Raw genomic sequence first — 20,564 nt, 5'->3', positions numbered from 1 at the left:
CGCCGTTAGGTTTCGTGAGGCCGCCAGCGGCGGTGCACCCAGAACCACTGTTCCGGCGTTTTGGTGACCTGCGCGGTCAGACTGTCGTTTAGCGCCTGCGTCATGGTCATCGGATCGCTATGCGGCACCGGCGCTTCGAGCACCACGTCAAAGCTGACGCCATCGTCCTGACGAATGCCGTAAAAGGGGATCAGCAGCGCATTATAGCGCAGCGCCAGTTCCGCCGCCGAGATAGCGGTGCGGGCAGGCTTGCCGATGAAATCGAGGATCGGCGCGCGGATGACATGTTGGTCGAACAGCAGCACCAGCCGACCGCCCTGTTTCAGATGCCGCACGAAGCCCGCCGTGCCGCGCCGCCCTTGGGGAAACACTGGCCCGCCGAAAGCTTCGAGCGTTTTGACGTAATGCGCGTTGAAATAGGGGTTTTTCATCTCGCGGTAGAGCCCGCCGATGTCATAGCCCCGCGCCACGAGGGAGGCCCGCGCCGCTTCGTAATTGCCGTAATGCCCGGTCACGAGGATCACCGGCTGGCCCGTGCGGTTGGCCTCTTCCAGCGCCGCCATGCCCGGCCCTTGCGGTGCGATCTCGGCCATGCGTTTGGGAAAGTCCTCGGCGGAGTAATTCTCGATAAAAGACCGCCCGAGATTGTTGAGGCAGCGGGTCGCGATTTCCTCACGCCGGGCAAGCGGCATCTCGGGCCAGACATGCTCAAGATTGTCCAGCGCACGGCGGCGGTAGCCCGCGAGCGGGGCCAGAATATGCTGCACCAATCCGCCGACAAAGCCGACCCGCGTCTTATATGGCAGGGCCAAAGCTGTGCGGATGATGCCGACGATCAGCAGGTTGCTAAGGTAATGCCGGGCCCGGCGACCGAAGGGATAGGGCTTTTTGGCTTTGGTGGCTGGGTCCGACATGGGCTCTGACAGGCTGTTAAACTTTTCCTGACATAGCCTGCGCCGACGCGCGCAACAAGCCATGCCGGGCGGCATAGGCCGGGGTCAGCCGTCAGAGGCCCGGGCAGGGGGCATTGTACTTTGCCGCCGGTGGAAAGCTTAGGCGGTGGCGTCCGGCACGCAGGTGCCGCTGCTGATGTCGAGTTTCATACCCTCCGCACAGGTCATGACCTGTTTGTCATGGACGCAGCCCGAGGCGAGGGCGAGGGAGGGGGCCGTGAGCGCCATGAGGGCGCCGAGTGTCAGTGCGAGTTTCATGTCGTTTGCTCCTTTGACAGGCGCGGATAGGGTACACCCACCCGCGCCAATCTCAAAGCGTTACGATCCGCGTGTTACGCGCCGAAGACGCGCTTGAAGATCGTGTCGACATGTTTGGTGTGGTAGCCCATGTCGAATTTCTCATTGATGCCGTCTTCGCCCAAGGCGGCGACGACCTCTTCATCGGCCAGCAGCAGATCGCGGAAATCGAGCCGTTCTTCCCAGACCTTCAGTGCGTTGCGTTGCACCATGGAATAGGCATCCTCACGGCTCACCCCCGCTTGGGTCAGGGCCAGAAGCACCCGCTGACTCATCACAAGGCCGGGGAACTTGTTCATGTTTTCCAGCATGTTGTCGGGGAAGATCAGCATCTTGTCGACGACGCCCGCCAGACGGTGCAGGGCGAAGTCCAGCGTCACGGTGGCATCGGGGCCGATGCCGCGCTCGACGGAGGAATGCGAGATGTCGCGCTCGTGCCAAAGCGCCACGTTCTCCATCGCCGGGATCACCGACATGCGCACGAGGCGGGCAAGCCCAGTCAGGTTCTCGGTCAACACCGGGTTCTTCTTATGCGGCATGGCCGAGGAGCCTTTTTGCCCCATGGAGAAGAATTCCGCCCCCTCCAGCACCTCGGTACGCTGCATGTGGCGAATCTCGATCGCGACGTTTTCAATGCTGCTGGCGATGACGCCGAGCGTGGCAAAGAACATCGCATGACGGTCGCGCGGGATGACTTGGGTCGAGATCGGCTCGGGGTTGAGGCCCAATTTCTCACAGACATGCTCTTCGACGCGCGGGTCGATATTGGCGAAAGTGCCGACAGCGCCCGAGATTGCACCGGTGGCAATCTCCTCACGCGCGGCGACGAGGCGGGCGCGGTTGCGGTCCATCTCGGCATAGAAACGGGCAAAGGTGAGGCCCATGGTGGTGGGTTCTGCGTGGATGCCGTGGCTGCGGCCCACGCGCACGGTGTCTTTATGCTCAAGCGCGCGTTTCTTCAGCGCGGCGAGCAGCTTGTCCATACCGTCGAGCAGCAGGTCGGCGGCACGGGTCAGTTGCACGTTGAAACAAGTGTCGAGCACGTCGGAGGAGGTCATCCCCTGATGCACGAAACGCGCCTCGTCGCTGCCGACATGTTCGGCCAGATGCGTAAGGAAGGCGATGACGTCATGTTTGGTCACGGCTTCGATCTCGTCGATGCGGGCCACGTCGAATTCGACGTCCTTGGCTTTCCACACGGCGTCGGCGTTTTCGCGCGGGATGGTGCCCAGATCGGCCATGGCGTCGCAGGCATGGGCCTCGATCTCGAACCAGATGCGGAATTTCGTTTCCGGCGACCAGACGGCAACCATATCGGGACGGGAGTAGCGGGGGATCATGCGCGCACCTTTTTAGGACAGGGGATGGGTCAAGGGCGGCATAGACTGACTTGGGGTTAAGGACAAGTCTGAGGGGGGAGGATGACGAGGGCCATCGCCTGCCCGCGGGTCGGCGATCATACGTAAGTCGGTGCCACTTTATGGCTCAACCATGATGTGCGCTCGCGAGGTTACGCCCGGCCTCACCAAATCGCCTACCCGGTCGCACCAAAGGTGCGCCAGTGTATATCGGCACGCCTTTGGCGTGACGGGCGGGCAGACGATGGCCCGGCGCCTGCGGCTTGATTCCGGGCCGGGATGGTAAACCTGTTGTAGCTAAAGCAGTTCGGTCACCACCGTCGAACTCCGCTCCAACGTCCGATGCACCGGACACTTGTCCGCGATCTCCAACAACCGCTGGCGCTGCTCCTCGGTCAAATCCCCCTCCAGCCGGATACGCCGCCGCCAAGTGTCGATCTTCTCTACTGCGCCGGTGCATGCGTCCTGCGCGTGCACCTTGTCGTGGCAGACATCCACGCTCACGCCGTCGAGCGGCCAGCCCTTGCGCCGGGCATACATGCGAATGGTCATCGAGGTGCAAGCGCCCAAGCCCGCAGACAGAAACCCATAGGGAGACATGCCGCGGTTGGTGCCGCCATAGGCCCGCGGCTCATCCGCCAGAGCGTGATGATGCGGGCCTGCGTTCACATCTTGCAAGAACCCATCGGCATCCGCTTCGGTCACGCGCACGATCCCTTCCGGCGCGCCGGGGGGCGGGGCGGGGGATTTCAGCGCCATGTAGCGATCCGCCCATGTGGCGATGATCTCTGCCGCATATTCGGCATCGCGTGGGCGGGTGATCAGGTGGTCGGCGTCGTCGAGGGTCACGAAACTTTTGGGGTGTTTCGCGGCCATGAAAATCTGTCCGGCGTTGTCGATGCTGACGATCTCGTCGCGCGGCGCATGCATCACCAGCAGGGCGGCTTTCAGCCCCGCGATATCGGGGGCAAGCGTGGCCCCCTGCAGATCGTCGATGAACCCCTGACTGATGGTGAAGGGCCGCCCGCCGAGATTGACCTCGGCACTGCCATTTTCAGAAATCTCGGGCAGACTCTCGGCGAAGTTATGGGTCACATGGGCCGGATCGAAAGGCGCGCCAAGCGTGGCGACGGCGCTGACATGGGGCAGTTGGGCTGCGGCTTTAAGCACTGCCGCCCCGCCAAGTGAATGGCCGATCAAAAGGGCGGGGGCCATGTCACGGCCCGACAGATAGCGGCAAGCGGCGAGCAGATCATCGACGTTGGACGAGAACGACGTCTCCTCGAAATCGCCCTCGGAATGCCCCAGCCCGGTGAAGTCAAAGCGCAGCACCGCAATCCCCATCGCCGCCAAACGGCCCGCGATGCGCCGCGCGGCGGGGATGTCTTTGCCGCAGGTGAAACAATGCGCGAAAAGCGCGGTCGCCAGATGCGGCCCCTCCGGCATGTCCAGCCGTGCGGAGAGTTCCGTGCCGCCCGGGCCGGGAAAGGTGATGCGTTCGATGGCCATGAGGCTCTCCAATTTGCTTGGCCTAAAGGTGACATCTCTAGCGGGCGGATCAAGGGCCGGGGCCGCGCGCTCACCCAAGCGTGACGCGAAAGCACTGCGCGTGATCGCATTTGCCCCCGGTTGTTGCTTTGTATACGACTTGTGCAAAACCCCTGTCGGAGACATATCTTGGCCCAGCCCCCCAAACCGAACCTGCACCCTGCCACCATCGCGGCCCAAGCCGCGGGCACCGTCGACCCTGCCTCGGGCGGGGTGGTGCCGCCGGTGCAATTCGCCACCACCTATCTGCGGGATGAGAATTACGATCTGGTCAATCCCGACAACGTCTATTTGCGCTCGCATAACGAAAATACCCGTGTGGCAGAGCGTCTGCTGAACGCGCTCGAAGGGGCCGACGAGACGCTGATCTTCCCCTCGGGCATGGCGGCCATCGCGGCGGTCTTTCGCACCGTGCCCAATGGGGCGAGCGTGGTGGTGCAGAGCCAGATTTACTGGGGCACGACGAAATGGATCCGCGATTTCTGCGCCCGGCGCCAGATCGCGCTGCATGAGGTGGACGCGAGCGACCTTGATGCCTTTGCCGCCCTGTGCCGCGCCGAAAAGCCTGACCTCTGCCTGATCGAGACGCCGTCGAACCCGTGGCTGCGGATCACCGATATCGCCGGGGCCGCTGCCGCCGCGCATGAGGTGGGCGCGACGCTGGTGGTCGACAGCACCGCAGCCTCGCCGGTGCTGAGCCACCCGTTGGAGCATGGCGCGGATATCGTGATGCATTCGGCGACCAAGGGGATCAACGGCCATTCCGATGTTCTGGCCGGATCGCTCGCCACCAATGACGCCGAGACGCCGCGCTGGCAGATGATCCGCGACGACCGCAATGAGGCGGGCGCGGTGATCGGCCCGATGGAGGCATGGTTGCTGGCGCGTGGGATGCGGACCCTGCCGCTCAGGATGCGCGAAATGTCACGCAATGCCATGGCCTTGGCCGAGTTCCTGTCGGATCATCCGCAGGTGGAACAGGTGATGTACCCCGGCCTGCCGGACCACCCCGGCCATGCGCTGGCCGCGCAGCAGATGCACGGGGGCTATGGCGGGCTGTTGTCCTTTGTCGTCAAAGGCGGGGCCGAGGCGGCGTTGAAAGCGGCGGGGCGGTTGCAACTGTTCCACCGCGCGACCTCGCTCGGCGGGGTGGAAAGCCTTGTCGAGCATCGCCACACGATCGAGCCGCATACCGGGATCCCCGAGGGGCTGTTGCGCCTGTCGGTCGGGATCGAGGATGTCGAAGACCTTGGCGCTGATCTGGGCCAAGCGCTCGGGCAGTAAAACGAAATTGGCCGCGCACCCTCGCGGCCAATCTTGCCTCACCGTTCAGACCATTCCTGCAACTTATCGATCACCCCATCAGTCAGCGATTGCAGATCCTCCTGCACCGCCAGTGCCGGGCAGGGCTGGTCCAGCCGCGCGGCCATATCGCCCATGTGGAAGCCATTCGCGCTGTCGAGCGTCTCTAATTCCTCCCAAGTCACCGGCACGGCGACCGGCGCACCGGGGCGCGCGCGGAGGGAGTAGGGCGCGATGGCCGTGGCACCGCGTTCATTGCGCAGCCAGTCGATGAAAATCCGGCCCTTGCGCTTGGCCTTGGACATGGTCGCGACATAGCGGTCGGGGTCTTGCGCGGCCATGACATGGGCAAAGGTCTTGGCGAAAAGTTTGACCGTCTCCCAACCGCGCGTGCGGCGCAGGGCCAGCCAGACATGCACGCCCTTGCCGCCGGTGACGATGGCCCCCGATTGCAGGCCGAGGGCCGCCAGCGCATCGCGCAGCTCAAACGCTGCCGCGCGGACTTCGGCCCAGTCCAGCCCTTCATCGGGGTCGAGATCAAAAACCAGCCTGTCGGGGCGGTCCAGCCGGTCCACCCGCGCGCCCCAGATGTGATATTCCAAACTGCCCATCTGCGCCGCCGCGATCAGGCTTTCGGGGCGCGTGGCATAGAGGTAATCCGCCGCGTCGCCATCGCTTTCCTCGATCGAGACGCGCGACAGCGCGTCGGGCATCCCGCCGCTGTCGTGTTTTTGAAAGAAACATTGCCCGTCAATCCCCGAAGGGCAGCGAAAGAGTGACAGCGGGCGGTGGCCCATGAGGTCGATCATCCGCGCCCCGACACGTTCGTAATGCCGTGCCACATCACCTTTGGTGCAGCCCGCATCGGGGAAGACTCTGCGGTCGGCGTTGCTGATCTGCACGCCGCCGATCTTGCTGTCGCTATCCATTTTAGGCTCCTCTTGCGGTTCCTCCACGGTCACGCTGCCCGCGTCCTTATCTTCGCGCAGGCCCAGAAAACTGCCGTGCCGGATCACGCCATCGGCGGTAAACTCGGCAAAGTCGACCTCGGCCACCAGATCGGCGCGGACCCATTTGGCATCGCGCGCCACCTCCGCAGGCACATCGCTTGCGGGCGGGGTCTTGCGGGCGGTCATGGCGCGGGCGAGGTCGGCCATCACCTCCTCGGAAAACCCTGTGCCGACGCGGCCCTTATAGCGCAATTCGCCGCCCTCATGGCTGCCCAGCAGGAGCGAGGCAAAGGCGCGGCCCTTTTTATCGGAGGGGGAATAGCCGATGATGACGAATTCCTGCCGCCGGGTGCATTTGACCTTGAGCCAGCTTTTGCTGCGCCTACCAGCATAGGGCGCGTCGATGCGTTTGGAGATGATCCCCTCGGCCCCGGCTTTGCAGGCGCGGTCGAAGACTTCGGAGCCATGGCCGACGATATGTTCACTCAGCCGCAGCGGCCCGCCTGCGGGCACGCCGGATAGCAACTGCGCCAGACGCGCGCGGCGGTCCATCTGCGGCGCGTCGCGAAAATCCTCGCCGTCGAGCGACAGCAGATCAAAGGCGTAAAAGACCAGAGGATGCCCCTCTTTCAGCGCTTTTTGCAGCGAGGAGAAGGCCGAGCCGTTGGTCTTGGCCGCCATGACCTCTCCGTCCAAGAGCGCCCGGTCGCAGGGCAGCGGATCAAAGGCGGCCCCAAGCGCGCCGAACTTATCGGTCCAATCTTTGCCGGAGCGGGTGAAAAGCCGCGTGCCGTTCTTGCCCAGGGACACCAGACAGCGGTAGCCGTCGAACTTCGTCTCATGCATCCAACCGTCCCCCTCGGGCGCGTCGGCGACGAGGGTGGCAAGCTGAGGTTTGACGAAAGCGGGGTTCTTGCCTTTGCGCTTGGGGCGTGGGGCGGCGACCTCTTTGGCGGGGGCGTCCTTGGCGATCTCGGCCATTGTGCGGCCCGTTGTGATCGACCGGGCGGTGCCTTTGGTCAGCCCATCGGGCAGGTCGCGGGCATAGTCGTCGCGCTCTTTGATCAGCAGCCAATTCTCGCGCTTTTCCCGGCCCCGCATCCGCACCAGCGTCCAACCGCCCTGCATGTGCTGGCCTTGCAGCGTGAACTTGAGCTTGCCGTCTTTCAGCCCCTTGGCCACATCGCCCTGCGGCATCCATGTGCCCCGATCCCAGAGCATGACCGTACCGCCGCCATATTGCCCCTTGGGAATCGTCCCCTCAAAGCCGCCGTAGTCGAGCGGGTGGTCCTCGGTCCGCACGGCAAGACGTTTTTCCGACGGGTCGGGGGAGGGGCCTTTGGTGACAGCCCAGCTTAGCAGCACCCCCTCCCATTCAAGGCGAAAATCATAGTGCAAGCGGGTGGCATCGTGTTTCTGAACGACAAAGCTTTGCCCCGCGCCGCTGCCGATCTGGCCGCGCGGTTCCGCTGTCGCCTCGAAATCGCGTTTGGCGTTGTAGCTGGCCAGCCTGTCTGGGGATTTGGCCATCACGAGGCCTTCTTACGCGGCGCCTTTTTCTTGGCGCTGGATTTCCCGCCGCCCGCTTCTTTCAGGCTCTCTTTCAGCGCGCCCATGAGGTCGATCACATTCTCGCCCTCGGCGGCGCTGTCATCCCCGGTCTGCACGCGCGGGGTCTTTTTGTTCTTTACCTTCGCATCCAACAGCTTTTGCATCGCCTCGGCATATTTGTCGGTATAGGCGGAGGCGTCGAAGGGCGCGGTTTTCTTGTCGATGAGCGAGGTCGCGACGTCGAGCAGTTCCTTGTCGGTCTTGTCGTCCTCGATATCGGTGAAAATCTGATCCGCCTCGCGCAGCTCATCGGCATAGTGCAGCGTCTCCATCAACAGCCCGTCGCCGCAGGGTTTGACGCAGGCCAGATATTCCTTGCCGCGCATGGTGACTTGACCCAGACCAACCTTGCCGGATTGGCGCAGCGCATCGCGCACCACGCGGTAGGCGTCTTGGGCCAGATCGTCGGAAGCGGTGATGTAATAGGGTTTGTCGAAATAGAGCGGAGAGATTTCGCAGACATCGACGAATTGCACCAACTCAAAGGTCTTTTTCGTCTCCAGCTTGATCTCATCCACCTCATCGGGGTCGAGCAGGATATATTCGTCGCTGCCGACCTCATAGCCTTTGACGATATCCTCGGCCTTGACCGGGCCGATGCCGGGCACGGATTTCTCATAGCGGACCCGCTTGCCCGAGGGTTTGTGAATTTGCCGGAAGGAGACCTTGGAACTGGTCTTGGTGGCCGAGAATATCTCAACCGGGATCGACACCAGCGAGAGGCGAAGTTGACCTTTCCAAAGTGCGCGCGGTGCCATGAGAACTCTCCTATTTGCCCTTCGCGCGGCCCAGCTTATCGGCTTTGACCGCGTCGCGTTGGCCCATCGGCTCATCCGGGCCGGTGGTGCTGTCCTTGCGGGTCTGGGCCTCCATCTCGGAGTTGAACTCAGCCCCCAGAAGCACGATGAAAGCCGAGATCCAGAGCCACATCAGCAGGATGATCGCCCCGGCCATGCTGCCGAAACTTTCATTGTAGCTGCCGAAGTTGCTGACGTAGATCGAAAACCCGATGGAGGCGACGATCCACAAGATGCAGGCGATGATGGAGCCGGGGGTGAGCCATTTCCACTCCGCATCGTCGCGGGCGGGGCCGTAGCGGTAAAGCACGGCCAGAGCGAGCGCGGTAAGTGCGGCAAGCAGCACCCAGCTGCCGTAGGTGAGCAGCGTCTCGACCCAATCGGGCAGGGCGAGAAAGGCGACCACAGCGGGCACAGCCAACGTGGCCGCAAGGCCCAAAAGCAGCACGCCGATCAGCATGAGGGTGAGGCCAAGCGTCCAGATCAGTTTGGAGACGAAACCGCGGGTCTCATCCTCGTCATAGGCGACGTTGAGACCTTCCATCAGACTGCCTACACCCTTAGAGGCGGAGTAGAGCGCGAGGCCCAGACCGATCAGAAAGGCCCAGCCGAGGCCTGTCTCTTCCGACCCGGTCACGGCGACGGCTTGGCCGAGGATGATATTGGCGGCTTCTTCGGGAATGAGGTTCACGAGGGATTCCAACTGCGCCGTAACCTGCGCGGGCTCCATCACCAGACCGGCCAGCGCCATCAGGGCGGTCACGGCGGGGAAGATTGCCAGCAATGCGTAAAAGGCGACACCAGCGGCGACAAGCGACACATGATCGGCGGCGATCTCATCCTTGACCCGCAATAGGATGTCTTTCCATCCGGGGGCCGGTATCTCCATCGGCGTTTCCGCTTTCCGTCCGCGCGCCATATCTGGTCCTTTGACGTTGAATTCGTATCGTAAAATATGCCCGCCCCCGAGGTCGGGAGCGGGCGTGGCTTGGCTTAGCTCTTCACGTCGCCGAGCTTTTGCTTGTCGGCTTCGCTTTTAGCCGCGTCCGCGACGCGCTGACCGCTTTCCTTTGCCTTTTTCACGGCGGCATCGGCGGCGGTCTCTTCGTCGGCGGCGGCATCGGCATTGTCTTTGGTCTCTTTCAAGACTTTGCCTGCCTCATCCGTCGCGGCCTTGGCGACCTTGCCCAGCTTGTCACGCTCTTCCGCGTAGATACGCTCGGCCTCGTTAAAGAGCGCATCGCTGTGCTCGCCCATATAGGCGTCTTCGGTGCGGCTGCGGGGCAGGGCGGCGCCGATTGCGGCACCCACTGCGAGGGCCAGCGCACCGGCGACCATCGGATGCTCTTCGAACATGTCCGAGGCACGCTCACGGCCCTGACGGGCATAGCGGCCACTGGCGTTCCACGCATCCACGGCGCGGGCACGGGCCATCACGATGCGCTCACGCGCTTCGGCGGTCATGTTTTCAGTGCCTTCCGACAGACGGTCCCGCATGGCATGGGCACGCTCATTGGCGGCATTCGCGCTGTCGCGTACGCTGTGGGCCGCGCCGCTGGCGGTGTTGCGGATGCTGTCCACGGCGGAACGGGTGCCATAGGACGCGCGGTCACGGGCATAACGAGCGCCACTGGCGACCGAGGAACCGGCGGAGCGGGCACGCCCGGCAGCCGAGCTTGCAGCGCCCTTGACGCTGCCAGCAGCCGAGCCTGCGGCACCGGATACACCGCTCGCGGCGGAGCCTGCGGCCCCTTTCACGCTGCCTGCGGCAGAGCGGGCACGATCACCCAAACCACGGCCATCATCGTCGTCGTGATGCACGTCACGGGCCCATGCAGGTACATCATCAGCCGCGCCGCGTTCGGAGCCATAGCTGGTGGCATAGGCGCTTGCGGGGGCAGAGGAACGGCGCGCGTCGCGCACGGCGGGGCGGTTTTCGGTATTGGTCACTGGTACCGGCACGGGATGTGCGCGGTCGCGGTCCAGACCTTCGTAGCCCCGGCGGTCACGGCTGTTGCCGCTGCCGAACATCATCCACGCAAGGCCCGCACCTGTCAGCGCCAATGCGACCGGGTTGCGCTTGGCCGCGTCAGAGATGGAGCGACCCCAGTCGCCGCCATGCTCGCGGAACTGGTCAGAAAACTGACGCGCGATGCCTTCGACCGAAAAGCGGTCTTGCAGATCGTCCAGCGTATCGGCCAGACCGGCACGCTCCCGCTCGATTTCGCGTTCAATTTCTTCGGGGTTTCTGGAGTCATTTGTCATCGTAGACCTCCTTCATGGTCTCTGCGTCACGCTTGACGTTTTTGGCGGTGCGGCTCGGTGCAAGGCTGCTGAACTTCAGATCATTGGTGCCTTTCTGGATCATCACATAGGCGACGATGGCCAGAAGAACGCCCACGATCACGGCGGACCAACCGGCGGCGATGCCAGCTTCGGTCAGGGCGGCCACGAGGGCGGCGCTCAGCACGTTCAGGGCGGTGAGGGCCACAACCACGGCGCCGACGATCAGGCCAATGGCCACGCCCGCATGTTTCAGGTTCTCATTCACCTCGGCGCGGGCCAGATCGACCTCTTTGCGCATCAGCGAACTGACGTGGGAGAGGGCTTCGGTCAGCAGGCTCCCGGCGGATTTATTGCTTTCGGTGGTCATACTTTATCTCCTGTAACGACGTTGGGCGCGGCAGGCTGAGTTGTCGGCTGAGCGGCGGTGCGGCCGGGCACGGTGCTGGCAGCACCGGTGGGCGGCGTGCCGGTCATGGGGCGGTCGATGCGGTCATCGTCGTCATATTCGACGCCGGTGCCGCCGTAGCCGCCCTGAGGCCGATCGCTGGAGGCTTTGGCGAAACGGGTTGCCACGAAGCCCAAAAGGGCAGCGCCACCGAGGAAGACCATCGGGTTGCGCTTGGCGAAACCGTTCAGGTCGCCCATCATTTCGCCCAAGTCCTTGTCGCGCATGCTGTCAGAGACATCGGCAAGGCCGTCGGCCAGCTGGCTAAAGCTGCGCTCCTGCGGGGAGCCGCTGCGCAGCTCATCAGCCGCGGTGCGTAGGGCAGAGGCCACACCCTTGACCTCATCAGCAGCGGTGTCGCGCGCTTGGTAGGCATAGTTGGTCGCTTCGGCGGATACGGTGTCGGCCACGTCGCGGGCCTGCGCCTTGGCGGATTCAGCGGCGTTGCTCGCGGCGGCGGCAGCTTTGTCTTTTGCAGCGGTCGCCTGCTCTTTGGCGGCGGCGCTTTGGGTCTGTGTGGTGTTGTTGTCGGGCATGGTGACCTCCTTTAAAATACGAGATTCAGGATCGCGAGAACGACCACGATCAGGCCGATGAGGTAGAAAATTCCGTGCATGGGTCCCTCCATTCGTCTGCAGCAAATATCTTATCTACAGTCCAACGACTGACGCCGCGGGCGGTTCCCCCGCCGGGGCAAAAGAATGCTGGGAACCCTTTGGCCTATAGGAATTAAACGGGCGCAGAAGCCCGCCGAGCGCGCAAACGCAAGCGGCGCGCCCCGATTGGACGCGCCGCCGCTTAACATAGTTCAAGTGGGCTATTAGCCGTCGATGCGGCTGGCCATGATGGCGATGGCCTTTTGATAAACCCCCGCCGCGTTCCACGCCTGAATAACGCGGAAGTTCGGCTGACCCTCTTGATAGCCCGCCCCCGGCTGCCAGCCTTTCTGGCGCAGGAAATTGGCGGTAGAGGCCAGCGCGTCGACCTGATTGTAGAAATCGACCCGACCGTCGCCATTGCCGTCAACGCCATAGCGCAGCGCGTTGCCGGGCAGGAATTGCGTATGACCCAACTCACCATGTTTCGCGCCTTGGGTGTTGGAGGTGATGGCGCCGCGGTCGACCAGTTTCAGCGCGCCGATGGCATGGGGCACGAAAAAGTCGGACCGGCGGCAATCATAGGCCAGCGTGGTGATGGCTGAGACGACAGCGCTATTACCCATGAAACCGCCAAAGCCCGTCTCCATCCCGTGGATCGCCAGCAAGACCCCCGCAGGCACGCCATAGCGCTGCTCAAGCGCGTTATAGAGCCCGGCATTGCGCGCTTTGCGTTTGCGGCCTTGGGCCACGATCGTATCCGCGCCGCGCACCTGCATGAACTTGGACAGGGAGTATTTGAAGGATTTCTGGTTCCGGTCGGCGGCGATGGTGCCATTGGCGTAGCGCGCGCTTGCCAATGCGTCCAAGCCGCGCTGGCCGACGCCTGCGGCGCGGGCCTCTTGGGCGAAAGCGCCTTTCCATGTCTCAAAGCCATTGGCCGTATTGCCGCATTGCGCGGCCAAAGTCGGCGCGGCCATGAAGGTGCAGATGGCCGCGGTGGTGGTGAAAAGTGTTCTGAACATGAGATTGACCCTCTGCGTCTGTGTGCCGAGCAGAGGTTAGCCCATATGGGAAACGGTTCAACTCACTTGGCGACCGAAAGGGAAAATCTTTGGCCCTCAGCGGGGCAGTAGCGCGCGGATATATTCAAAGGCGGTGCCAGCCCAGAGATTGACCTGCGGCGCGCTGTCTTGGGCGAAGCTTGCCCCGCCAAAGAGCAGGCCGATGGTTGCCAGAAAGACCAGCCCTTTGCGGCTGCGCTTGGCGCGGCGCTGCTTGCCGCGCGCCTGTTTCGCGCGCTGTTCAATGCGGTGCAGCCGCTCGTTAAAGGTCGTCGTGGAAATCGCCATCTATCCGCTTCCTTAGCCGGGTCTTGGTAAAGAGTGCTTAAGCGCTGTGGCTCTTTTATGGCGATGGTGGGGCGCGGGGCGGTCAGCCGCCCAGAAAATAGGAGGCACCTGCAAAAGCCGCGATCCCGGCGCCGATAAAGCCCAGCAGCATCAGCAGCCCGTCGCGATAAAGCAGCGCGAGCCCGAAGATGGAAATCACGATCATCGGCGCGGAGGTGGCGAAAGGCACAACCTCAAGCGGGGGGACGGAAAAGCACAGGCAAAGGATGACGACACAGGCGACCTTTTGACCCGTGGGGCCCGCGATGCGCGATAGCCGGGCCTGTAGCTTGTCGTCGATCCATTGCGAGACGGGCCGCAGCCATTCGACGGATTTTAGCACCTTGTCGGTATCCAATGTGCGCTTGCGCAGCCAGTTTGGGGCCCAGAAATGCTCATACCCCAGCAGCATCCGCAGGGCGAGCAGCCCCACCAGAAGGGCCAGCGCAGTGGGAAAACCGGGAATGCCGCCCAAGGGGGTAAGCTCCATCAGCGGCAGAACGGCAAGGGCGGGGCCATAGCCGCGCTGGTCGAGCGCGTCGATCAATTGGCCAACTTCAACGGTCTCTTTCCCCTCGGAGGCGTCTTTCAACTCATCGACAACATCCGTCAGCGCCGTTGAATCATCGGCCATGATGCGCACTCCTTCTTTGCTGCTCTGCCAAGGCAACGCGGTAGGGCAGGCTCTGTTCCGAGGGGTGCCACGCAAAAGGGCGCGGAATGAACCGCGCCCTTTCGATCTTCTCTCTCGCCCCCGCGGGGCCGGTGGCTGATCAGCAGCTGTAGTACATGCCGAATTCAACGGGGTGCGGGGTCTGTTCGAATTTCAGAACTTCTTCCATCTTCAACCCGATATAGCCTTCGATCTGGTCGCGGGTGAACACGTCACCGGCCAGCAGGTAGTCCATGTCGTTGGACAGCTCGTCCAGCGCTTCGCGCAGCGAACCGGCCACTGTCGGAATGTCCGCCAGCTCTTCCGCGGGCAGATCATAGAGGTTCTTGTCCATCGCCTCGCCCGGGTCGATCTTGTTCTTGATGCCGTCAAGGCCGGCCATCAGCAGGGCGGAGAATGCCAGATAGGGGTTCGCCGCCGGATCGGGGAAACGGGCCTCGACACGCTTGGCCTTGGGGCTTTCGGTCCACGGGATACGCACGCAGCCCGAACGGTTACGCGCGGAGTAGGCGCGCAGAACCGGCGCTTCGAAACCCGGGATCAGACGCTTGTAGCTGTTGGTCGTCGGGTTGGTGAAGGCGTTGAGCGATTTGGCGTGGGCCAGAATGCCGCCGATGAACCACAGCGCTTCTTGGCTGAGGTCGGCGTATTTGTCACCCGCAAACAGCGGCTTGCCGTCTTTCCAGATCGACATGTTCACGTGCATGCCCGAGCCGTTGTCGCCAAAGACCGGCTTCGGCATGAAGGTCGCCGATTTGCCATAGGCGTGAGCCACGTTGTGGATCACGTATTTGTACTTCTGGATTTCATCCGCCTGTTTGGTCAGCTCACCAAAGATCAGACCCAGCTCGTGCTGGCAGGAGGCAACCTCGTGGTGGTGCTTGTCGACCTTCATGCCAAGGCGCTTCATGGTCGAGAGCATCTCGGCGCGCAGGTCTTGCGCTTCGTCCACCGGATTGACGGGGAAGTAGCCGCCTTTGAGGCCCGGGCGGTGGCCCATGTTGCCCATTTCATAGTCGGTGTCGGTGTTCCACGAGCCGTCGGACGCGTCAACTTCGTAGGATACCTTGTTGACTTCGTTCGAGAACTTGACGTTGTCAAAGAGGAAGAACTCGGCCTCGGGGCCGAAGTAGGCGTTGTCGCCAATGCCGGAGGAACGCAGGTAGGCTTCGGCCTTCTCGGCAGTGCCACGGGGGTCACGCTCATAGCTTTCGCCGGTGTCGGGCTCAACGATGGAGCAGTGCAGGCAGATCGTGGTTTCGGCATAGAAGGGGTCGACATAGGCGGTGCTAACGTCGGGCATCAGCTTCATGTCGGAGGCTTCGATGCTTTTCCAACCTGCGATGGACGAGCCGTCGAACATGAAGCCTTCTTCGAGGAAGTCTTCGTCGACCAGATCGCTCACGATGGTAACGTGCTGCAAGGCGCCGCGGGTGTCGGTAAAGCGGATGTCGACATATTCGATGCCTTCATCTTTGATTTTGCTCAGGAATTCCTGGGTATCCATCGTGTAGGTCCTTTATGGTCTATTCGTAGTCTGGGCCCGAGGGCCGTTGTCAAAGCGCGTCTGAACCGGATTCACCGGTACGGATGCGAATTGTTTGTTCAACAGGGGAAACGAAGATTTTGCCGTCACCGATTTTCTCCGTCTTGGCGGCGTCGACGATGGCCTCGATAGCGGCATCGACTTGATCGTCATCCAATACCACTTCGACCTTCACTTTGGGAAGGAAATCTACAACATACTCCGCACCGCGATAGAGCTCGGTGTGGCCTTTCTGGCGGCCGAAGCCTTTCACTTCAATCACACTCAGACCTTGAACGCCCACGTCTTGGAGGGCTTCTTTGACTTCGTCGAGTTTGAACGGCTTGATGATGGCTTCGATCTTTTTCATGGTAATCCCCTGACAATTCCCGCGCATTTATGCTCTGGTTTCGACAGAGCATCCCGCCCGCGTAACGTCCAGCGCCGGGCAGGGGGTAACATGGCGCGGCGGATGCATTTGCCAAGGGTCGCTGAGAATTTGCGCAGCGCGCCTAAAAAATAAGCATTCGTGAATCGGCTCCGGGCTGTACCTTTGGGCGCCAGTTGCTAGATCCCCTTGCATGCGTATTTCCGAGATCACCCGCGAGAGCCTGAACGTCGATTTACTGCGCAAAGAGCCGGGGCATAAATATGACCACGGCCATGCGCTCGTCCTGTCTGGCGGGCCGGGCCAGACCGGGGCCGCGCGTATGGCGGCGCGCGGGGCGCTGCGGATCGGGGCAGGGGCCGTGACCTTGGGCGTGCCGCCCGCCGCGCAGCTTGAAGCGGCGATGCAACTCACGGCGGTCATGCTGCAACGGATCCCGGATGGCGCGGCACTGTCCGAAACGCTCGAAGACAGCCGGATCAACGCGCTCTGCCTCGGGCCCGCCTTGGGATTGGGCGCGCGCGCAGCGGAGCTTGTCAAAGCAGCCCTCGCCGCGCCGCATGTCGTGTTGGACGCCGATGCGATCACCCTGCTGTCGCAAGATGCGGATCTGCGCGACGCCCTGCACGACGGCTGCGTTCTGACGCCTCATATGGGGGAGTTCGCCCGGCTCGCCCCAGATCTGGCCGAGGCAGCGAAGGCTGAGGGTGAGGGGGCCAAGGCGCAGGCCACCCGCGAGGCTGCCGCGCGGTTCGGTTGCGTGATCCTGTTGAAAGGCCCGGAGACGATCATCGCGACGCCCGAGGGAGAGGTACGGCGCCACCATGCGACCCAAGACCGGGCAACCCCTTGGCTGGCCACCGCTGGGGCGGGCGATGTCTTGGCGGGGCTTATCACCGGGCTGCTCGCGCGGGGGATCGCCCCGGTCGAGGCAGCCTCCACCGCGGCATGGATACATGCTGAGGCAGCGTTGCTGCATGGGCCGGGGCTGATCGCCGAGGACCTGCCTGACCTGATGCCGCAGGTGCTGCGGGACTTGGGGGTTTAGGCCGCGTGCAGCACCGCGCCGCGGGCGCGGGCGGCATCGGCGGTGCCAAGCTCCAGCCCATCGGCATAGATCACATGCGGGCCGTCGCAGAATATCTGGATCAGGGTCGTCTCTTCCTCCCCCAAATCGGTGATGAATTCATCGTCGACCAAGGCCCGCGCCGCGACTAAGGCGCGTTCGGAATGGAAAAGGGCCCGCGCGCGCCAATCGCGCACCAGCACCATCTGATCACCGGCAAGCGCGACGTCCCGTTCGGGCCGCGTGTGGCCCAGTGAGCCCGCCGCCAGCGCGATGCGCCGCACGCTGCGGGTCGTGCGTTGAATATGAAGGATTTTTGCAAAGCCACTATCGCGCGTGATGACCCGATCCCCGACCGAGAGATACTCAACCGGGATCTCACCATCCAACGTCAAAATAAGGGCGCCCTGCACAAGACCGGTGTCCAGCGCAGCGAAAGGGGAAAACTGCCCCCCATGGCGATCTTTGCCGCCTACGCACCCGACCGTATTCGGTTTCATGGGCGTCTCTTTCTATTGTACCTGCCTCAGGTATCACCAACCATATGCAAACATCCGGTTAATGTCTTGTGCTTTTTTGCTCTCGCATCTGCCGCGCGGGTTTGCTAATCAGCGCGGGCACCGGTTGGTGCAGTGCGGGTGTGGCGGAATTGGTAGACGCACCAGATTTAGGTTCTGGCGCCTTTGGCGTGGGGGTTCGAGTCCCTTCACCCGCACCACTTTTCCCGGTAAATCACAGATATAGCAAGCTTTTCACGGGTGGCCCGCTCAGCCCAGCACCGTGAGCCAAAGCCATACCGTAAGGATCGAACTGCCCGTCGCAATCAGCACGGAGCTGGCCGCCACACGGCGCGCGCGGCCGTACATATTGGCGAAAATATAGGCGTTGAACCCCGGTGCCATGGCCGCCGTCAGCACGCCCGACCGGAAACCGGCCTGCGGCAGCGACAGCATGGTGCCAAAGCTCCAGACCAGCGCGGGATGTACCAGCAGGGCGATGGCGCAGACCATCAGGATCGCTTTCATATCGCCTTCGGGCTTGTATTGCAGCAGCACGCCGCCAAGCGCGAAAAGCGCGGCGGGCAGGGCGGCGCGGACAATGAGCGACAGCGCGTCATCCACCACGCCGGGGATCGGCAGACCGCTGAGGTTGACGGCAAAGCCCCCAAGGATCGCCAGAACCAATGCGTTGCGAAACATTGCTCGGCTGACGTTGCGTAGCAGCGACAGGCCCGATTGCCCGCGGTTGCGCACGAATTCCATCACCGTGATGCCCAAACCGTAGCAAAAGGGCGCGTGGAACGACAGGATCGCATAGTTCCCGGCCAGCGCCTCGGGCCCGTAAGCGCGTTCGGTGATCGGCAGGCCCAGCAGGATCGAGTTCGAGAACAGGCAGCAAAACCCGATCGCCACGCTGTCTTCCCAATCGCGGCGGAACAAGAGCCGTGCGCCAAGGATGCCAAGCGCAAAGCAAAGCGCCGCGCCGCCGTAGAAACTGCCCAGAAGGCGCGGGTCATAGCTGCTTGATAGGTCAATGCGGGCGATGGCTTGGAACAGCAGACAGGGGATCGCGAAGTTTTGGGTGAATTTCATCACCCCGTCGATACCAGACACGGGGAAGAGCCCACGCCAGACCGCAACATAACCAAAACCGATGACCAGAAAGACCGGCAGAATGACGTCTAAAAGAGTTTGCACTTGAAAGGGGCCTTATGGGGTGCGGCGGGGGCGCCGACCCTCAGGCCCGCGCCCGGCGCTGCCTAGTCTGAATGGGGAAGGGGGAAATGAAGGGTCAGCCCGTCATAGGCCGGTTGAATGTGATCCGGCGTCTCTGCGGCGACGGTGTGGTAATCGAGGTCATTGTGCATATTGGTCAGGACCGCCGTCTGCGGCGCCACCCGATCGATCCAGCCAAGGGTCTGCGCCAGGTGGCTATGGGTCGGATGCGGCTCCCGCCGCAGGGCGTCGACGATCCAGCAGCGCAGGTTGTCCATCATCGGCCAGCAGTCCTCGGGGATGGCCGAGACATCGGGCAGGTAGACGATATCGTCAAAGCGAAAACCGAGCGCGTCGATATTGCCATGGGTGACGGTGAAGGGGTTGAACTTCAGGGTGCCACCCGGGCCGTCGATGCTGACCTCGCCAGTGATCTCATGCATGTCGAGGATGGGCGGGTAGCTTGACCATTCGGGCTGCACGAAGGCATAGCCAAACCGTTCGATCAGCGCGTCCCGCGTGGGCGCATCGGCCCAGACCGGCAGCCGCGCGCGCATGTTCATCACCACCATGCGCAAATCGTCCAGCCCGTGAACGTGATCCGCGTGGGAATGGGTGTAGATCACCGCATCGAGCCGCCCGATGCCTGCGTCCAAGAGTTGGCTGCGCATGTCGGGGGAGGTGTCGATCAAGACGGCGGTGCTGCCTGCCTCCGTCACCCGCTCCACAAGGATCGAGCAGCGGCGGCGGGCGTTCTTGGGCTCATTCGGGTCGCAAGCGCCCCAGTGGCCGCCGATCCGTGGGACCCCGCCGGAGGAGCCGCAGCCCAATATGGTCACCCGCAGGTCAGCCATCAGCGCGCAGGCTCCCAAGCGGCGGCTTTCGCGAAGATGCGTTCAAAATTCTCCTGCGTGCGGGCCGCGAAATCGGCGTAGTCGAGGCCAAAGGTCTCTGCCGCGCGGCGGGCGGTATGGGCGGTAAAGGCAGGCTCATTCGGTTTGCCGCGATGCGGCGGCGGGGCGAGATAGGGCGCGTCGGTTTCCACCAGAATACGGTCGAGCGGGGCGGCGGCGAAAATATCGCGCAGATCCTGCGATTTGGGGAAGGCGGTGATGCCGGACATCGACAGGTAGAACCCCAGATCGAGCGCGGCACGGGCCAGTTCAGCGGAGGAGGAGAAGCAATGCATGACGCAGCTATAGGCGCCATTCGCATGTTCCTCGCGCAGGATGCGGGCCATGTCGTCATCCGCATCGCGGGCGTGGATAATCAGCGGCAGGCCACTTTCCCGCGCCGCCGCGATATGAATGCGCAGGGAGGTCTTTTGCACCTCGGCACTCTCGGCGGTGTAGTGGTAGTCGAGGCCCGTCTCACCGATGCCGACCATCTTGGGGTGCTGGGTCAGGGCGAGAAGTTCGTCGACCGAAGCCATCGGCTCTTCCGCGGCGGACATCGGATGCGTGCCTGCGGCGTAGAACACCGGCTCATGCGCCTCGGCAATGGCCCGCACGCTGGGCTCGTTCGTTAGCCGGGTGCAGATGGTGACCATACGCGTCACGCCCGCCTCCGCCGCGCGGGCGATGACGCCGGGCAGGTCTTCTTGCAGGCTCTCGAAGTCGAGGTGGCAGTGGCTGTCGGTGATTTGGGGCGTGTCGGTCATGCT

The 20,564-nt window shown here is 63.0% G+C and carries 21 protein-coding genes and 1 tRNA gene; 3 read left to right on the top strand and 19 right to left on the bottom strand.

What is annotated here, in order from left to right:
- Positions 1-5: 5 nt before the first annotated feature.
- The 4 genes from ACGYK2_RS03245 to ACGYK2_RS03230 form a co-directional block, all read right to left on the bottom strand.
- Positions 6-914 carry a lysophospholipid acyltransferase family protein gene (locus ACGYK2_RS03245; RefSeq protein ID WP_271689676.1) on the bottom strand — a complete coding sequence of 303 codons (909 nt, stop codon included), beginning with the start codon at positions 912-914 and terminating at the stop codon, positions 6-8.
- A 138-nt stretch (positions 915-1,052) separates the two neighbouring features.
- A complete protein-coding gene (locus ACGYK2_RS03240) occupies positions 1,053-1,211 on the bottom strand; it encodes a hypothetical protein (RefSeq protein ID WP_162931827.1) in 159 nt (52 codons plus the stop codon).
- A 74-nt stretch (positions 1,212-1,285) separates the two neighbouring features.
- Positions 1,286-2,590, bottom strand: coding sequence for an adenylosuccinate lyase (gene purB, locus ACGYK2_RS03235; protein WP_271689678.1), 1,305 nt, complete (start codon positions 2,588-2,590; stop codon positions 1,286-1,288).
- A gap of 315 nt (positions 2,591-2,905) precedes the next feature.
- The gene (locus ACGYK2_RS03230) at positions 2,906-4,117 is read right to left on the bottom strand and encodes a bifunctional alpha/beta hydrolase/OsmC family protein (RefSeq protein WP_271689679.1); all 1,212 of its coding nucleotides are present in this window, start codon (positions 4,115-4,117) and stop codon (positions 2,906-2,908) included.
- Between the two features lie 168 nt (positions 4,118-4,285).
- On the opposite strand from ACGYK2_RS03230, the gene ACGYK2_RS03225 reads away from it, so the two are divergent.
- Positions 4,286-5,440, top strand: a complete 1,155-nt coding sequence (locus ACGYK2_RS03225) for a PLP-dependent aspartate aminotransferase family protein (RefSeq protein ID WP_271689680.1) — start codon at positions 4,286-4,288, stop codon at positions 5,438-5,440.
- A 38-nt stretch (positions 5,441-5,478) separates the two neighbouring features.
- Here ACGYK2_RS03225 and ligD read toward each other — a convergent pair whose 3' ends face one another.
- The 11 genes from ligD to ACGYK2_RS03170 form a co-directional block, all read right to left on the bottom strand.
- The gene (gene ligD / locus ACGYK2_RS03220; RefSeq protein ID WP_271689681.1) at positions 5,479-7,938 is read right to left on the bottom strand and encodes a DNA ligase D; all 2,460 of its coding nucleotides are present in this window, start codon (positions 7,936-7,938) and stop codon (positions 5,479-5,481) included.
- The gene (locus ACGYK2_RS03215; protein WP_271689682.1) at positions 7,938-8,777 is read right to left on the bottom strand and encodes a Ku protein; all 840 of its coding nucleotides are present in this window, start codon (positions 8,775-8,777) and stop codon (positions 7,938-7,940) included. Before ACGYK2_RS03215 ends, ligD begins: the two co-directional genes overlap by 1 nt.
- 10 nt (positions 8,778-8,787) lie before the next feature.
- A complete protein-coding gene (locus ACGYK2_RS03210) occupies positions 8,788-9,735 on the bottom strand; it encodes a YihY/virulence factor BrkB family protein (RefSeq protein WP_271689683.1) in 948 nt (315 codons plus the stop codon).
- 74 nt (positions 9,736-9,809) lie between these two features.
- Positions 9,810-11,081 carry a DUF3618 domain-containing protein gene (locus ACGYK2_RS03205; RefSeq protein WP_271689684.1) on the bottom strand — a complete coding sequence of 424 codons (1,272 nt, stop codon included), beginning with the start codon at positions 11,079-11,081 and terminating at the stop codon, positions 9,810-9,812.
- Positions 11,071-11,469, bottom strand: a complete 399-nt coding sequence (locus tag ACGYK2_RS03200) for a phage holin family protein (protein WP_271689685.1) — start codon at positions 11,467-11,469, stop codon at positions 11,071-11,073. The genes ACGYK2_RS03205 and ACGYK2_RS03200 overlap by 11 nt, the downstream gene beginning before the upstream one ends.
- Positions 11,466-12,083 carry a hypothetical protein gene (locus tag ACGYK2_RS03195; protein ID WP_168613080.1) on the bottom strand — a complete coding sequence of 206 codons (618 nt, stop codon included), beginning with the start codon at positions 12,081-12,083 and terminating at the stop codon, positions 11,466-11,468. The genes ACGYK2_RS03200 and ACGYK2_RS03195 overlap by 4 nt, the downstream gene beginning before the upstream one ends.
- Positions 12,084-12,367: 284 nt before the next feature.
- Positions 12,368-13,168 carry a lytic transglycosylase domain-containing protein gene (locus ACGYK2_RS03190; protein WP_394374197.1) on the bottom strand — a complete coding sequence of 267 codons (801 nt, stop codon included), beginning with the start codon at positions 13,166-13,168 and terminating at the stop codon, positions 12,368-12,370.
- 96 nt (positions 13,169-13,264) lie between these two features.
- Positions 13,265-13,495: a hypothetical protein gene (locus ACGYK2_RS03185; RefSeq protein WP_271689686.1), complete on the bottom strand. Its 231-nt coding sequence runs from the start codon at positions 13,493-13,495 to the stop codon at positions 13,265-13,267.
- Between the two features lie 82 nt (positions 13,496-13,577).
- Positions 13,578-14,168: an exopolysaccharide biosynthesis protein gene (locus ACGYK2_RS03180; protein ID WP_271689687.1), complete on the bottom strand. Its 591-nt coding sequence runs from the start codon at positions 14,166-14,168 to the stop codon at positions 13,578-13,580.
- Between the two features lie 139 nt (positions 14,169-14,307).
- Complete coding sequence (gene glnA / locus ACGYK2_RS03175; protein ID WP_168613076.1) at positions 14,308-15,714, bottom strand: type I glutamate--ammonia ligase; 1,407 nt, start codon at positions 15,712-15,714, stop codon at positions 14,308-14,310.
- 49 nt (positions 15,715-15,763) lie between these two features.
- The gene (locus tag ACGYK2_RS03170) at positions 15,764-16,102 is read right to left on the bottom strand and encodes a P-II family nitrogen regulator (RefSeq protein ID WP_067266338.1); all 339 of its coding nucleotides are present in this window, start codon (positions 16,100-16,102) and stop codon (positions 15,764-15,766) included.
- A 211-nt stretch (positions 16,103-16,313) separates the two neighbouring features.
- On the opposite strand from ACGYK2_RS03170, the gene ACGYK2_RS03165 reads away from it, so the two are divergent.
- Entirely contained in the window at positions 16,314-17,168 is an 855-nt protein-coding gene (locus tag ACGYK2_RS03165) for an NAD(P)H-hydrate dehydratase (RefSeq protein ID WP_271689688.1), read from the top strand.
- On the opposite strand, the gene ACGYK2_RS03160 is transcribed toward ACGYK2_RS03165, so the two are convergent.
- Entirely contained in the window at positions 17,165-17,686 is a 522-nt protein-coding gene (locus ACGYK2_RS03160) for a Hint domain-containing protein (RefSeq protein WP_271689689.1), read from the bottom strand. The two genes, ACGYK2_RS03165 and ACGYK2_RS03160, sit on opposite strands and share 4 nt — an antisense overlap.
- 134 nt (positions 17,687-17,820) lie before the next feature.
- Between ACGYK2_RS03160 and ACGYK2_RS03155 the strand changes: the two genes are divergently transcribed.
- Positions 17,821-17,904: transfer RNA gene (locus ACGYK2_RS03155), tRNA-Leu, on the top strand.
- Positions 17,905-17,953: 49 nt separating this feature from the next.
- Here the strand turns inward: ACGYK2_RS03155 and ACGYK2_RS03150 are convergent.
- The 3 genes from ACGYK2_RS03150 to ACGYK2_RS03140 form a co-directional block, all read right to left on the bottom strand.
- Positions 17,954-18,883, bottom strand: a complete 930-nt coding sequence (locus tag ACGYK2_RS03150; RefSeq protein WP_067266328.1) for an AEC family transporter — start codon at positions 18,881-18,883, stop codon at positions 17,954-17,956.
- A 62-nt stretch (positions 18,884-18,945) separates the two neighbouring features.
- The gene (locus ACGYK2_RS03145; RefSeq protein WP_271689690.1) at positions 18,946-19,755 is read right to left on the bottom strand and encodes an MBL fold metallo-hydrolase; all 810 of its coding nucleotides are present in this window, start codon (positions 19,753-19,755) and stop codon (positions 18,946-18,948) included.
- A complete protein-coding gene (locus ACGYK2_RS03140; RefSeq protein WP_271689691.1) occupies positions 19,755-20,561 on the bottom strand; it encodes a TatD family hydrolase in 807 nt (268 codons plus the stop codon). Before ACGYK2_RS03140 ends, ACGYK2_RS03145 begins: the two co-directional genes overlap by 1 nt.
- Positions 20,562-20,564: the final 3 nt, after the last annotated feature.

The sequence above is a fragment of the Sulfitobacter sp. 1A10359 genome (genome assembly GCF_043558145.1).
Lineage (GTDB): Bacteria > Pseudomonadota > Alphaproteobacteria > Rhodobacterales > Rhodobacteraceae > Sulfitobacter > Sulfitobacter faviae.
The sequence above is the reverse complement of the archived record's forward strand: the minus strand, read 5'-3'. Positions and strand labels throughout refer to the sequence as shown.